The 12,956-nt window shown below is 65.0% G+C and carries 15 protein-coding genes; 9 read left to right on the top strand and 6 right to left on the bottom strand.

The window, feature by feature from the left end; all coding sequences use genetic code 11:
• Positions 1-161: 161 nt before the first annotated feature.
• The 4 genes from JQ609_RS14740 to JQ609_RS14755 all read left to right on the top strand — a co-directional run bounded on the left by JQ609_RS14740 (position 162) and on the right by JQ609_RS14755 (position 3,102).
• Positions 162-977 carry a PAS-domain containing protein gene (locus tag JQ609_RS14740; protein ID WP_212207216.1) on the top strand — a complete coding sequence of 272 codons (816 nt, stop codon included), beginning with the start codon at positions 162-164 and terminating at the stop codon, positions 975-977.
• 130 nt (positions 978-1,107) lie between these two features.
• Positions 1,108-1,569, top strand: coding sequence for a GNAT family N-acetyltransferase (locus JQ609_RS14745; protein WP_212273921.1), 462 nt, complete (start codon positions 1,108-1,110; stop codon positions 1,567-1,569).
• 286 nt (positions 1,570-1,855) lie between these two features.
• Positions 1,856-2,797 carry an aldo/keto reductase gene (locus JQ609_RS14750; RefSeq protein ID WP_212273922.1) on the top strand — a complete coding sequence of 314 codons (942 nt, stop codon included), beginning with the start codon at positions 1,856-1,858 and terminating at the stop codon, positions 2,795-2,797.
• 20 nt (positions 2,798-2,817) lie between these two features.
• A complete protein-coding gene (locus JQ609_RS14755) occupies positions 2,818-3,102 on the top strand; it encodes a hypothetical protein (RefSeq protein ID WP_212273923.1) in 285 nt (94 codons plus the stop codon).
• A 93-nt stretch (positions 3,103-3,195) separates the two neighbouring features.
• Here JQ609_RS14755 and JQ609_RS14760 read toward each other — a convergent pair whose 3' ends face one another.
• Together JQ609_RS14760 and JQ609_RS14765 are read right to left on the bottom strand one after the other, a co-directional pair.
• A complete protein-coding gene (locus JQ609_RS14760) occupies positions 3,196-4,434 on the bottom strand; it encodes a DUF1501 domain-containing protein (RefSeq protein ID WP_212273924.1) in 1,239 nt (412 codons plus the stop codon).
• Positions 4,435-4,439: 5 nt separating this feature from the next.
• Positions 4,440-5,996 (bottom strand): DUF1800 family protein, encoded by a 1,557-nt coding sequence (locus JQ609_RS14765; RefSeq protein WP_212273925.1) that lies wholly within the window; start codon positions 5,994-5,996, stop codon positions 4,440-4,442.
• Positions 5,997-6,098: 102 nt separating this feature from the next.
• Here JQ609_RS14765 and JQ609_RS35080 point away from each other — a divergent pair, with 102 nt between their 5' ends.
• Together JQ609_RS35080 and JQ609_RS14770 are read left to right on the top strand one after the other, a co-directional pair.
• Entirely contained in the window at positions 6,099-6,302 is a 204-nt protein-coding gene (locus tag JQ609_RS35080; RefSeq protein WP_249127992.1) for a cysteine-rich CWC family protein, read from the top strand.
• A complete protein-coding gene (locus JQ609_RS14770) occupies positions 6,299-6,982 on the top strand; it encodes an HAD family phosphatase (RefSeq protein WP_212273955.1) in 684 nt (227 codons plus the stop codon). Before JQ609_RS35080 ends, JQ609_RS14770 begins: the two co-directional genes overlap by 4 nt.
• A gap of 159 nt (positions 6,983-7,141) precedes the next feature.
• Here the strand turns inward: JQ609_RS14770 and JQ609_RS14775 are convergent, their stop codons facing one another.
• Positions 7,142-7,750, bottom strand: a complete 609-nt coding sequence (locus tag JQ609_RS14775; protein WP_212273926.1) for a TetR/AcrR family transcriptional regulator — start codon at positions 7,748-7,750, stop codon at positions 7,142-7,144.
• A gap of 86 nt (positions 7,751-7,836) precedes the next feature.
• Here JQ609_RS14775 and JQ609_RS14780 point away from each other — a divergent pair, with 86 nt between their 5' ends.
• Positions 7,837-8,628 carry a crotonase/enoyl-CoA hydratase family protein gene (locus tag JQ609_RS14780; RefSeq protein ID WP_212273927.1) on the top strand — a complete coding sequence of 264 codons (792 nt, stop codon included), beginning with the start codon at positions 7,837-7,839 and terminating at the stop codon, positions 8,626-8,628.
• A 174-nt stretch (positions 8,629-8,802) separates the two neighbouring features.
• Here the strand turns inward: JQ609_RS14780 and JQ609_RS14785 are convergent, their stop codons facing one another.
• The 3 genes from JQ609_RS14785 to JQ609_RS14795 form a co-directional block, all read right to left on the bottom strand.
• Entirely contained in the window at positions 8,803-9,510 is a 708-nt protein-coding gene (locus JQ609_RS14785; RefSeq protein WP_212273928.1) for a glutathione binding-like protein, read from the bottom strand.
• A gap of 141 nt (positions 9,511-9,651) precedes the next feature.
• A complete protein-coding gene (locus tag JQ609_RS14790) occupies positions 9,652-9,888 on the bottom strand; it encodes a hypothetical protein (protein ID WP_212207207.1) in 237 nt (78 codons plus the stop codon).
• Positions 9,889-9,920: 32 nt separating this feature from the next.
• Entirely contained in the window at positions 9,921-10,682 is a 762-nt protein-coding gene (locus tag JQ609_RS14795) for a sulfite exporter TauE/SafE family protein (protein WP_212273929.1), read from the bottom strand.
• A gap of 90 nt (positions 10,683-10,772) precedes the next feature.
• Between JQ609_RS14795 and JQ609_RS14800 the strand changes: the two genes are divergently transcribed.
• Positions 10,773-11,678 (top strand): LysR substrate-binding domain-containing protein, encoded by a 906-nt coding sequence (locus JQ609_RS14800; RefSeq protein WP_212273930.1) that lies wholly within the window; start codon positions 10,773-10,775, stop codon positions 11,676-11,678.
• Positions 11,668-12,885 (top strand): NAD(P)-binding domain-containing protein, encoded by a 1,218-nt coding sequence (locus JQ609_RS14805; RefSeq protein ID WP_212273931.1) that lies wholly within the window; start codon positions 11,668-11,670, stop codon positions 12,883-12,885. The genes JQ609_RS14800 and JQ609_RS14805 overlap by 11 nt, the downstream gene beginning before the upstream one ends.
• Positions 12,886-12,956 lie beyond the last annotated feature (71 nt).

A 12,956-nucleotide genomic window follows, 5' to 3' on the forward strand; every position in this document is an offset into this window, starting at 1 on the left:
CGTGCGCGCTCAAGTCCGTCTTAACGACAGAAAAAGATAGTTCGCCGCAAAACGAAACATCCGTCACACTGCGTGCCTTATTCTCGACGCAACGGGAACGGCCTCAAACGGCCGCTCGATCAACGCCTTGGTCAACGCCTTGGGAGGCAGCGAGAACCGGCATGCAGTTCGACTGGCGCGCCATCTCCGGTCCGGCTCTGACGACAGCGACGGCGCTCGCCGCCTTCCTGGTCGACCGTTATGTCATTGCGGTCCCGAACCCCGCACCGCTGTTCGTCTGCATCGTGGCATTGGCCAGTTCCGTCAGCGGGCTCGCCTCCGGCCTGACCAGCGCCGCGATTGCCGTGGTGTCCTCGGCGCTGTTCTTCCTCAACCATCGCGCCGTGCCGGGCTATGACGCCTCCGACCTGATGCGCATGCTGCTGCTGGCGGCGACCGCGGTCGGAACCGCCGTGATCACCGGGATGCTGCGGCAAAAATGGATCGACGCCTTCGCCTGGGAGCAGAAGCACCATGCCACCGCGATGCGGCTGTCGGCAGCCCTCGACCAGGTCGATATCGGCATCGTGCTGCTCGATTCCGACACCCGCGCCGAATTCATCAACCGCGCCTTTCGCGACTATTTTTCGCTGTCCGACGAGCAGGCCGACGCCAAGCCGCCGTTCATCGCGCTGATGTATCACGGCCGCGACACCGGCGCCTACGAGCTGCCGGAAGACGAATTGAGCCTCTTCATCGCGCAGCGCACCGAGATGATGCGGGCCGGCGATTCCACGCCGATCAACATCAAGATGGCTGACGGACAGGTGCTGCGCTTTTCCTGCACGGCGCTGCCCGATGGCGGGCGCATGCTGAGCTATACGCCGGTCACCGATCTCGTCCGCCATACCGACGACATCGGCAATGCCGATTATTACCGCTCGCTGCGCGGCGGCGGCGAACGCAGCCTGGCGCGGCACCTGCGCGCCGCCGAATAGCAGCCGCGACGCGGCAACGCCCCTCCCCGATTGATCCGTTGCGGTGGCGCCTGTAGGCTGGCGCCATCAGCCAGCGCGTCGACGACGCCGCTCCCTTCCCGAAGCTCCCTTGCCGAATACGGAATCAAACATGCCCGGCGACGTAACGATTCGTTTTGTCACACGACAGGATTACGCAAAATGGCTGCCTTTGTGGGACGGCTACAACGCGTTCTACGAGCGGACGGGACCGACCGCGCTCGATCCCGCCATCACCGCGATGACCTGGGCGCGCTTCTTCGATGCCTACGAGCCGGTGCACGCTTTGGTCGCCGAACGCGACGGCGAACTGCTCGGGCTGGCGCATTACCTGCTTCACCACTCAACCACCGCGATCGAGCCGACGTTCTACATGCAGGATCTCTTCACCAGCGAAGCCGCGCGCGGCAAGGGCGTCGGCCGCGCGCTGATCAACGACGTCTACGAACAGGCCAGGCTCGCCGGATCGCCCCGTGTGTACTGGTTCACCTACAACACAAATCACACCGCGATGCAGCTTTACGACAAGGTGGCGGAGAAGACCGGGATTGTCGTCTATCGCAAGGTGTTCTGACTGGCCTGTGGATAAATCCAGATGTCACCGGGGCGTAACAAAGCCCGGTTAGGTTGCGCCTGCGTTTGATCAGGCCCCCCGTCTCAGATCACGCGCCCCCAAGCGGCCCCCGTCAGTCGCCGCGTCTGACCGGGGCCGCATCTTTTTCGCAGCACTTTCAGACCCTTTACGCCGAGCTACGCCGGCACCGCTGCTCAGGCATGCCGTGCGCGGTCAATCCGCATCTTGCGGGCTCTGGGGTGCGCGGGCCACAATGCGGCCTCCTCGCCCACCCACAGGATCTCCCATGCAAATTCGCAATCTCGGCGGCTCCGGCCTGCGCGTTTCCGCCGTCGGCCTCGGCTGCAACAATTTCGGCCAGCGCACCGACCTCGAAACTTCGCGCAAGGTGATCCACAAGGCGATCGACCTCGGCATCACCCTGTTCGACACCGCCGACATCTATGCCGGGATGGGCGGTTCCGAGACCGTGCTCGGCACGGTGCTCGGCGACCGCCGCAAGGACATCGTGCTGGCGACGAAATATTCCAAGCCGATGAGCACGGACGGCACCAAGCAGGGCGCCTCGCGCCGCTACATCATGTCTGCGGTCGAGGCCAGCCTGACGCGGCTGAAGACCGACTACATCGATCTCTACCAGCAGCACGATTACGATCCCTTGACGCCGATCGAGGAGACGCTGCGCGCGCTCGACGATCTCGTGCGCCAGGGCAAGGTCCGCTACATCGGCAATTCGAATTTTCCGGCCTGGCGCATCGCCGAGGCCGAACTCATCGCACGGCAGATGAACGTCAATCGCTTCGTCTCCTGCCAGGACGAATACAGCCTCGTGGTGCGCGGCATCGAACAGGATCTGCTGCCCGCAGCCAAGGAATACAAGCTCGGCCTGCTGCCGTTTTTCCCGCTGGCAAGCGGCCTGCTCACCGGCAAATACAAGCGCGGCGCCGCAGCCCCGGACGACACGCGCTTTGCAAAAGCCCCGGCGCTGAAGGAGCGTTACGTCACGCCGCGCAATGAAGACATCGTCGAGAAGCTGCAGGCCTTCGCCGACAAGAGCGGCCACACCATGCTCGAGCTCGCCTTCTCCTGGCTCGCCTCGCACCCGCAAGTCTCCAGCGTCATCGCCGGCGCCACCCGCGTCGAACAGGTCGAGCAGAACGTGAAAGCGATCAGCTGGCAGTTGAGCGCTCAGGAGCTCGCGGAGATCGATGCGATTACGAAGGGGTAGGCTGCAGTGAACTTACGAAGATGAACAGATTTCAAAGCGACCTTCTAAAGGAGCTGATCGACCTGATATCGCCCGCAGGGGTTGGCGATGTGTCGATTTCAATCACGAAAGGGTCAAACGAGCCTGTCGTCGAAGCGAAATTGATTTCGCGGCAGCTTTCTTTTTGGATCTACGAAGACGGAGCATCTCTCCTTGGAGACGGTATCGACATTCGATTCGAAGCCGAAAGCCATCGCGAACCGTCTGCGCTCGCCAAGGTTTTTCTGGAGAAGGTGAGCGAAGTCTTGAAGGAGTGCTCGAAGTAGGATTGTCATTCCGGGATGGTCCGCAGGACCAGACCCGGAATCTCGAGATTCCGGGTTCGCATCTTCGATGCGCCCCGGAATGACGTTACCCAATCACGCCATCAACCCCTTCATCGGCTTCACTGACGCGCTGTCCGGAAACACCGTCTCCGCCAGCACGCGCTCGGCCAGCCCGAACTGGTCCTGCAGCACACCCTTCATGACCGCGCGCAGGTCCGTGGTCGGGGCGAGGTCGCGGGCCTGATAGAGATTGGCTACCTTCAGCCCCGGCCAGTCCGCGATCACCCGGCCGCCCTTCACCGCGCCGCCGGCGAGCAGCGCCACGGTGCCGGTGCCATGGTCGGTGCCTGCGGTGCCGTTGATGCGCGCGGTGCGGCCGAATTCAGTGACGACCACCACGACCGTGTCGCGCCAGCGTGCGCCGAGCCCGCTTTCGAACTCGGCGAGCGCGCCGTCGAGGCCCGACAACAGCTGCGCCAAGCGGCCGACCGGGCCGCCTTCATTGGCGTGGGTGTCCCAGCCGTCGAAGGCGAGCGCGCCGATCCGCGGACCGTCATCGGCCGCCATCAGCTTGGCCGCGCCGCGCGCCACCAGCCGCATCGCGGCAACACCATTGGTGCCCGGCTTTGGTTTCATGTCGTCGCCTTGCGCCGCCTTGTCGAGCGCAAGGCCCTGTGTCAACGCCGCCGCCAGCGCCGGATCGCGGTGGCGATAGAGTTCGATCAGGCGCATTGCGGTGTCCTCGGCGGCCTGCGGCAACGCGACCGGGGTCCAGCCGACGGTCGGCGCCGCGCCGCGCAGCACCAGCGGCGTGGTCGGGCCGACGCCGAGCGCGCTCGTCACGCGTTCGCCTTTCGGCAAGTTTTCCAGCGCGCGGTTGAGCCAGCCGGATTGCACCCGGCCCGGTCCGGCAAAGCCGCTTTCGAGCACATCCTGGCCGTCGAAATGCGAGCGCTCGCGATAGGAGGTCGCGACCGCATGGATCACCGCGGCCTGCTTCTGGCGGTACATCCGCGCGAATTCAGGCATCGCCGGATGCAGCGCGAAGAACGAATCCAGCATCAGCGCGGCGTTGGGTCCGCCGGGCGTCAGCGCGATCGAGCCGTGCAGGCCGGCATAATCAGGGTCGCCGATCGGGGCTACTGTCGCAAGGCCGTCCAGCGCGCCGCGCAGGATGACGACGACCAGACGTGGATCGCGTCCATTGGCGGCACGCGCGAATTTCGGCAAATAAGCCCAGGCCGCAAAGGAAGCGCCGCCGAGCAACACCGCACGGCGCGAAGGAGATGTCGGGCTTTCGCAGCAATCCGTTTTCGCTAATGTCGTTTCCATTGGCGTCATCTCCTCTGGAATTCCGGCGACATCAATAGCAGCGCCAGCGCCTGCTGCCGCGATTCCGCGCGCTCGACCGTGCGCCTTGTTTCGATCGACGCTGCGTCCGCAGCGACGAGTTCAAGCAGGTCGCGCGGATCGATGGTGTCGGCGAGGCGCGAGGCGATCTGCGCCGATATATCGAGCCGCAGCTTCATGCCTTCAGGGGCGGCCCATGCTGCGTTGCTGTCGGGAAAACCGTTCGGGCCGGCGGGTGCCCATAATGGCTGACCCAGCACGTTGAGGCCGTTAAGATAGCGGCCGGGATCGCCGGGGATTTGCGCCAGCAAGCGGCCGGACGCGACCAGGAATTCATACGGCGAGCGCACTTTGGTCAGCGGCGCCTTCCAGGCTTCGTCGGAATCAACCAGCGCCGTCGCCAGCGCCTTGAGATCGCCGTCGGTCTTGCCGAATACATCGGCCAGCCGCGCCACCAGCGCCGGCGGCGGATCGTCGGCGACGAAATGACGGACGAATTTGGTGGCGATGAATTTTGCGGTCGAGGGATGCCGCGCGAGATCCGCCAACACCGCCTCGCCCTGCGCCACACCATTGGCGTCGTAAATCTTGCCCATCACGGCATGCGCGCCGGGCTGGTGCGCATTGGCGTTGAAGACGAAGCTGCCGGGGGCGCCGAGCTGGCCCTGCCGTCCGGCATAGGTCCACCCCGTGATGATGCGCGCCAGCGACGTCACGTCGTCCTGCGAATAGCCGCCGCCGACGCCGAGCGTATGCAGCTCCAGGATTTCGCGCGCGAGATTTTCGTTCAGGCCGCGGTTGCGGTTTTTCCCGGCGCGCGAATCCGGCCCCAGCGATTGCTGGTTGTCGAGAAAGAACAGCATCGCCGGATGCTGCTCGACCGCCTTCAGCATGTCAGCGAAGCGCCCGAGCACGAAGGGCCGGATCGCTTCGCGCTCGAACGAGCCCGCCCACATCCGCGCCACCCCGCCCTTGTTGGCGGAGATACAAAAATGATTGGACCAGAACACGACCAGCCGCTCGGTGAACCCGCAATCGGCGATGACGGCCCGTTGCAGCCGCGCCAGCGCTTCGGCGCGAAACGTCTTCTGGATGATGTTGAGCGGTTGCGGCGGCGGTCTCGGCGCGGCAGGCTGCATCGTCTCGGGAGGCGTCATCGACGCATTGGCGTTTTCCTGCGGCTTTGCCGGCGGCTCCTTCGGCGCCATGTCCATGGCGATGCTGTTCAGCGACAGGTTTCGCCGTTGCCCTTTCGCCTCGACAGGCGGTTGCGGTCCCTCGGTCGCGGCTGCCGGCGCGGATTTGGCAGCCGCGCCGCGGCCCTGCTGGATCTCGAACTGATAGTCGAACACCGCCTTGCCGAGCGCCGCGGTCGACCGCAAACCCGGCACCTCAAGCAGCACGCCGTTGGGCCGGCTCATTTCCGCCTTCACGAAACCTCTGGGATCGGAGGCCGCGTTGACCAAATCGCCCGATGCGCCGCCGCGCGCGCCGAATCCGAAGCGATTGAGCGCCACCAATGCGGCTTGCGAATCGCGGGCCATCGGATTTCCCTCAGCACGTCCCCGGTATATGATTTGCCGGCAAGCATAACGCCTTTCGGGATGAACCCCGAATTAAAACCCGGTTAGAAAACGCCTCGTTTCATGACAAATCGATCTGACAATCCTCCCTCGCGGCGCCTCGCCTGCGCCGGCTGCGGCACCGAGTTCTCCTGCAGCCTGTCCGGGCCGTGCTGGTGCAGCGAGGAAACTTTCCGTATGCCGATGCCGCTGGACGGCAGCGATTGCCTGTGTCCGGCTTGCCTGCGCAGGGCGGCGGCGCGCGCCCCGAGCGCGGCCGTAACGTGACCGAGAGGTGGGACGTCCGGGCCGTTCTGCTCGACATGGATGGAACGCTGCTCGACACCGAGCGGGTTTACTTCGACAGCCTGGTTTCGGCGCTCGGCGCGTTCGGTTATACCGACGATGTCGAGACGCTGTGCCACGCGATGGTCGGCCTGCCCGGTCCGGATTGCGAGGCCATGCTCCATGCCCGCTATGGCGAGGGCTTTCCGCTGCCCGCGATCAACGAGGCCTTCATCGCACGGCGCGACGAAATTCTTGGCGCCGGCCTGCCGCTGAAGCGCGGCGCCATCGAACTGCTCGATGCGCTGCAGGGCAGCGAATGTCCGATGGCAATCGTGACCTCGTCGTCGCGTCGCACGGCGGACGCGCATTTGACGCTGGCCGGGATCCGCAGCCGTTTCGACCATATCCTGACCCGCGACGACGTCACGCGCGGCAAGCCGAGCCCTGATCTGTATCTGCTGGCGGCGTCCAGGCTCGGCCTGAACCCGGAGTTCTGCGTGGCCGTCGAGGATTCCAATCATGGCGTGGCATCCGCGCATGCCGCCGGCGCGATCACGATCATGGTGCCGGATATGGTGCCGCCGACGGAGGAGTCGCGCGCGCGATGCGCAGCGGTGGTGGACGATCTCGGCAAGGTGCTTGAGGTGCTGCGAACGCGCGGTGGGTTTGGACGCCAGTAGCTGCGTTCCCCGGATGCTGCGCAGCACGAAGTGATGCGCTGCTGATCCGGGGTCCATCCATCGGCACAACGTGTGGGTCCCGGCTCTGCGGTGCACCGTGAAGAACGCTGCACCGCGTCCGGGACACGGAAATCAACGCGGGCGCAGACAATCAGCTGGCTATCGCGTCCGCCTCACTTGCAATTTCCCCCGCCCCCGGAGCGCCACCTTGGTCAGCGCATGCGCGGCTTGACCGGCGGTCTCCATATAGCTGGGATCACGGTGCAGCAGGACGACGGCGAACGATCCGTCCAGCAACAGCAATATCTGCCGGGCGAGCTGCGATGCTTCGGCGATCCCCTCCGCCTCGAACGTCGCTCGCAGCCAGCCCTCGAACTTCTTCTTGTGGGCGGCGCCGATCTTCATCGCGGGATGGCCGGGCATGTTGGCCAGCTCCGCAGAGGTGCGCAGGAAGCCGCACCCCTTCCATTTGGGATGCCGGGCCGAGCGGGCGAGATTGCGGAAAATCCGTTCGATTTTAACCGGCAAGCCGCCGTCGGCCTCGGCGAACCATTGCTTGAACAGCGCGAGATTGGGCTGGTCGCGGCCGGCGAGATAAGCCGCCACGAGGTCATCCTTGCTCTTGAAATGATAGTACAGCGTCCGCTTGGTGACGCCGGCCTTCGCCGCCACCGCGTCGACGCTCACGCCGCGAATACCGTCAGCATAGAACAGCGCATTTGCCGCCGCGACGATCCGCCCGCGGGTGGGAGTTTCCGATTTCGCCATGTCTTAAATGTATACTGACCAGTGAATATACACAATGTGATGCCGCGCCTAAGGTGCCACCGACACCGACATTTGCGGAGACCATCATGTCCGACGCCGTGCTGCTCGATATCAAAAACGGGATTGCGCTGATCACGCTCAACCGGCCCGCCCAGCTCAACGCGCTGAACTACGATCTGATCGACCGCCTGATGGCCGCGCTCGATCGTATCGAGACCGACACCGGCATTGGCGCCGTGATCCTGACCGGCGCCGGCGAGCGGGCGTTCTCGGCAGGCGCCGACATCAAGGAGTTTTCGGGCAGCGTTCGGCAGGGCCCGAACGCGGCGATACGCGACTTCGTCCGGCGCGGACAGGCGATGACCGCGCGCCTCGAAGCATTCCGAAAACCCGTGATCGCCGCGGTCAATGGCCTGGCATTCGGCGGCGGATGCGAGATCACCGAGGCGGTGCATCTGGCCATCGCCAGCGACCGGACGCAATTTGCAAAACCGGAAATCAATCTCGGCATGCCGCCGACCTTCGGCGGAACCCAGCGGCTGCCGCGGCTGGCCGGGCGCAAGCGCGCGCTGGAACTGCTGTTGACCGGCGACGCCTTTTCGCCCGCGCGGGCGCTGGAGATCGGGCTCGTCAATTCAGTCGTGCCGCATGATGAATTGCTGCCGGCGGCGCGCCAACTGGCTGAGCGGATCATGCGTCACTCGCCGCTTGCGGTCGGCAGCATCATCACATCAGTTACCCGCGGCTTGAACATGACCATCGGCGAAGGGCTGCAAGTCGAGAGCGAGCAGTTTGCCGCCATGGTGCCGACAAGCGACCTCCGCGAAGGCCTGGCCGCCTGGATCGGGCGGCGGCTGCCGAGCTATCGCGGGCGGTGATGTCGCGTGCGCCGGGCTTCGGGATTGCTTCGCCTGCGCTCCTCTCCTTCTGTCATGCCTCGCGCAGGCGGGGCATCCAGTACGCCGCGGCGATCGTGAGGACCACGACCGCCTGCGTTTACTGGATCATCCGCCTTCGCGGATGATGACACCAAGTTTGGCGGGATACGCGCCCTACCGCACCACTGCAGCGGTCTGCCCGAACAACACCCGGCGCTCTTCCTCGGTGCGGTTGACCGGCTGGCCGAAATTCGGATTGACCTCTTTGGCCAGCGCGTAGGCGCGCTCGGTCGCGGGCCGCGCGCGGATGGTTTCCAGCCAGCGCTTCAGATGCGGGAAGTCGTCGATGTTTTGTTCCTGGTTCTTGTAGGGCACGATCCAGGGATAGCTCGCCATGTCGGCGATCGAGTAATCACCGGCGATGAATTCGCGGTCGGCGAGGCGCTTGTTGAGCACGCCATAGAGCCGGTTGGTCTCGTTCACATAGCGGTCGATCGCGTATTTGATTTTTTCCTGGGCGTAGTTGCGGAAATGATGGTTCTGGCCGGCCATCGGCCCGAGCCCGCCCATCTGCCAGAACGTCCACTGGATCGCATCATAGCGGCCATAGAGATCTGATGGCAGGAACTTTCCGGTCTTCTCGGCGAGATAGAGCAGCATCGCGCCGGACTCGAACACCGAGATCGGTTTGCCGCCGCCCTTCGGCTCATGATCGATCATCGCCGGAATCCGGTTGTTCGGCGCGATCGCCAGAAACTCCGGCTTGAACTGTTCGCCCTTGCCGATCTGCACCGGGAAGATCTTGTACTTCAGCCCGGTCTCTTCGAGGAACATCGTGATCTTGTGGCCGTTCGGCGTGGTCCAGTAATGAAGGTCGATCATTGGCACGGTCCCGCGTTAAGGAGATTGCACGCATCGCAAAAAGGATGCGGATGCATGAATGTGGTCGGGTCACGCCGTGAAGTCAATGGAATTGGTCCCGCGCGCGCGAATGTGATGACTTCCCGCACGCGCGCGAAACGATCAATTCGCCCGGCCGTGCTCCCGCAGGAAATTCTTGCCGCCTTCGGTAATCGCGACGCGCACGCCGAGGCCGGCCACGTGCTGGCGTGCGACATAGCCGCGATCGACCGCATCTTCCCAGATCGTCAGCCGCGGGCATGAGGTGCGCCAGGTCTCGATCACGTCGGCATAAAGCCGCGGCTCGCGCCCTACCCATTCGACGAGATCGAGCACCAGTGCGTCGGTCGTCTCCGTCATCGGGCCCTCCGTCGTTCGAAATGCCGTCGCTATCAAAATGCCATCGCGCTGGAGCGCGTGACCAGGAGCCAGCCGCCATAGAGGATGTAGTAGCTGGCAACCGTCGTGATGAGCCGTCCCGCCCAGGTGCGGAACTGCGCGTCGCTCATCGCTTCCAGAATGCGCCGGGCCAGCGTGGTGCCGAGCATCGAGGCTGCGATCGCAACCGCCGCCAGCACCGGATCGAGCGACGCGGCCTGGTCGATGATGCCGCCGAAATAGACCAGCTTGACGAGATGGCTCGCGACCTGGCAGGTCGCCTTGGTCGCGACGATCTCGCGGCGGTCGAACTTGCCGCCGAGGAAGAACGTATCCATCAGCGGACCGGACACGCCGGTCATTAGCATCAGGCCCATGCAGATGAAGCCGTAAAAGCTGCCCTGCCAGATGCTGCCCGGGTTCGGCTTCAGATTCGCCGGCATCAGCCGCGCCATGAACGGCGTGACCCCGAGCAAGAGCAGCGCGATCGGCTTGTCCGGCACGTAGCGCGAGAGCGACCAGAGCCCGAGCGCAAGCGCGCAGCCGATCAGATACACGAACACCGGCCGCCAACGGATATGCGCGCGCCACAGGAAGGCGCGCCAGCCATTGGACGCCATTTGCGTGATCGCATGCAGCACCATCGCCGTCGGCAGCGGCATCAGGGCCAGCAGCACGCCGATCAGGATCATGCCACCGGCCATGCCGAACAGGCCCGACAGGAAAGCTGTCGCGACCATCAGCAAACCCAGAGCTGCGATCAAAAGCGGCGTCATCTTGAATCTCCGAACGTACTTCTGCCGCGCTTGGACGGCGCGTGCAAACTGAGTTATCTTGCCCTGGCATCAGTTTTCCTGAGGGTTCGAATGCGGCGGCTGCTCTTCCTCAACGGCATCAAGGCGTTCGAGGCTGCGGCGCGGAGCGGCAGCTTTGCGGCGGCAGGCAACGAACTCAACGTATCGGCGGCGGCGGTCAGCCGGATGGTGCATCTGCTGGAAGACCGGCTCGGGGTCGCGCTGTTCGAGCGCAAGGCCAACCGCCTGGTCACGACGGCGGCGGGGCGCGCCTACCAGAGCGGGCTGACGCCGATCTTCGACGCACTGGCGAGCCTCACCGCGCAGGTCACGGCACCCTCCACCGTCCGCGTGCTGACGATCGGCGTCGGGCCGACCTTTGCGATGCGCTGGCTGATCCCGCGGCTCGCGGATTTTCACAAGCAGGAACCCAACATCGACGTCCGCATCACCACCGGCGGCGCGGCCGCCCCGTTCGGCGAGGACTGGAGCTGCGGCATCCAGCTCGGCGACGGCGAATGGCCGGGGCTGATCGCCGAGCCGCTGTTCGCGGCCGACCTGCTGCCGGTCTGCGCGCCCCGCCTTGCCGGCTCGCTCAAGCGGCCCGGCGATCTGAAGGGGCCGACGCTGCTGCGCGTCGCGCATTCGCCCGACGATTGGCCGTCATGGCTGAAGGCGGCCGGCGTCGCCCGCGTCAGCGCGCGCGGCCCGCAATTTCAATTCTATGGCCAGGCGCTGCAGGCCGCGGTCGACGGCCTCGGCATCGCGATGGGCATCCGCCCCTATATCGACGACGACCTCGCCGCCGGCCGGCTGGTGGCGCCGTTTGCGCTGAGCGTGCCCAAGGGCATGCGTTGGTATCTGGTCTATCGCGAATACAGCACCGGCCAGCGCGACTTTGTCGCGTTCCGGCGCTGGATCATCCGCGCAGCGGCCGAGCCAGCCGCCCGCCGCAAGGGCCCACGCCATGCCAATTGAACGCATCGATACGCTTGTGATCGGCGGCGGCCAGGCCGGGCTCGTGATGAGCTACCGGCTGAAACAGCGCGGCATTATGCACCTCGTGCTGGAGCGGGCGCGGATCGCCGAGCGCTGGCGCAGCGAACGCTGGGACGGGCTGAAATTCCAGTTTCCGAACTGGTCGGTGCAACTGCCGGATTTTGCCTTTCCGCACAGCGATCCCGATGCGTTCGCCACATCAGGCGAGATCGTCACATTCATCGACGCCTTTGCCGAATTCATCGCGCCGCCGATCCGCTGCGGCGTCGAGGTGACCCGTTTGAAACGCGGCAACGCCGGCTTTATCGCCGAATGCACGGATGGCACCATCGAGGCCAGCAACGTCGTGATCGCGACCGGGCCCTATCAGCAGCCGCTGGTGCCGGATCTGCTGCGCGATCATCCGGCGTTTCAGGTCCATGCCAGCGCTTACCGAAATCCCGGCCAGCTGCCACCGGGCGCCGTGCTGGTGGTTGGCGGAGGCGCGTCGGGCGCGCAGATCGCCGACGAACTGCACCGCGCCGGCCGCCGCGTCTTTCTTTCGGTCGGCCAGCACACCAGAATGCCGCGGCGCTACCGCGGACAGGATTTGACCTGGTGGTTCGGCGCCCTTCGCCTGTTCGACATGACGGCGGAGCAGCGCGGGCCGATCCGGGTCAATCCGTCGATCACGGGCGCGTATGGCGGCTACACCATCGACTTCCGTAGATTCGCCGCCGACGGCATCACGCTGCTGGGAAGGGTCTTGGCGGCGCGCGATGGCGTACTCGAGATTGCCCCCGGCCTCGCCGAGAGCCTCGCGACCGGCGATGCCTATTACGCAGGTTTCCTCGACATGCTGGACGCGCATGTCGAACAGCACGGCCTCCATCTGCCCGCTGACCCCGCCGCCCGTGCCGTGCTGGCCGATCCACCCTGCGTCACCGAGCCGATCCGCCGCCTCGACCTCGGTAAGGAAGACATCCATGCGGTGGTCTGGGCCACCGGTTACGGCGTCGATTTCAGCTGGATCGACCTACCGGTCCGGGATCACAGCGGGGAACCGGTCCATCGGGGTGGCGTGTCAGAGGTGCCGGGGCTCTATTTCCTCGGCCTGCCGTATCTGTCGAAACTGTATTCTGCCTTCCTGTCGGGAGTCGGCGACGATGCCGCCGTGCTCGCCGATCACATTGCCGCCCGCCGCTGAAGTTCCCGCTTCTCGGAAAATGCGCCGAGATGTGAACCGGTTCACACCGGCTTTCGCAAAACCATGGTCTG

This window comes from Bradyrhizobium sp. AUGA SZCCT0169, assembly GCF_018130085.1.
Taxonomy (GTDB): domain Bacteria; phylum Pseudomonadota; class Alphaproteobacteria; order Rhizobiales; family Xanthobacteraceae; genus Bradyrhizobium.